Genomic DNA, 1,027 nt, shown 5'->3' with positions numbered 1-1,027 from the left:
ATTATACTTTGTTATAACTGCGAAAGGTTTGGAAAATATTACAGTTGAAGAAATAGCAAAATTATTAAATAGAAATATTGATTATAATATGATTGAAAAGAAAAATAAAATTTTAATCTATTCAAATTTGTATTTTGAAGAAAGATTAAAATTATTATTTAATTCTAGAAAATAGATAATATATTATATATGGAAAAAGATGAATATAAATACTTTTTATTAAAAAATGTATNNNAAAGGTGCTTAATCAATTGAAAAAAATTGAAAAATTAAAATCAACATTGTTCTATAAAATTATATATTATTCAGATATAAGGGAAAATGAAGAAATATTGAATATAATGGATGNNNNTTCTTTTTCTATAGAACAAGCTATATATATAAAGAATATATTACCAATATTTTGGAGGAGAAAGGAAATTTCTAAATATATGGATTATTTTGAAAAATACATAAATATAAAGAAAAAAGTTAATATTAAGATATATTGTGTTAATAAAGATAAAAATAAATTATTATTAATAGAAAGAAATTCTGAAAATGCTTTGCTAANNGATATAATATTTTTTAGAAGATTAGATATAGAATGGATTGATTTAAAATTTAAAGAAGAATCAATTGATAAAATATTTACCTTTAGAATAAAGAAAAATCCAGAATTAAATATAAAAGATAAATATATTTTCTATCATTCAAACAAATTATTAAAAGATAATGGAAAATTATATCTTTTATTATATAGTTATGATTATAAAAAAATCCTAGATATTATAATAAATTATATTAAAAAGTATTCTCTAAGATATTTAATTCATTCTATTTATATAATTATAATATAANNNTACTTTTAATTATATTAGAAAAAATTTAAAAATGATTTACTTATGAATTTTATTATGGATATAACTGAATTAGAAAAAACAAATGTATTGAAAAACTTAATAGTAAGGATACATTAGTAAAATTTACATGTTCCAAATTGTGGTCAGGGAATAATAATAAGGAGCAATAAAGAAAAGAAATGGGG

The 1,027-nt window shown here is 16.9% G+C and carries 1 protein-coding gene; it reads left to right on the top strand.

Annotated features, from left to right (window positions below):
- Positions 1–239: 239 nt before the first annotated feature.
- Complete coding sequence (locus LUA84_RS03365; protein ID WP_457913296.1) at positions 240–839, top strand: hypothetical protein; 600 nt, start codon at positions 240–242, stop codon at positions 837–839.
- Positions 840–1,027: the final 188 nt, after the last annotated feature.

The sequence above is a fragment of the Candidatus Nanopusillus massiliensis genome (assembly GCF_920984865.1).
The sequence above is the reverse complement of the archived record's forward strand: the minus strand, read 5'-3'. Positions and strand labels throughout refer to the sequence as shown.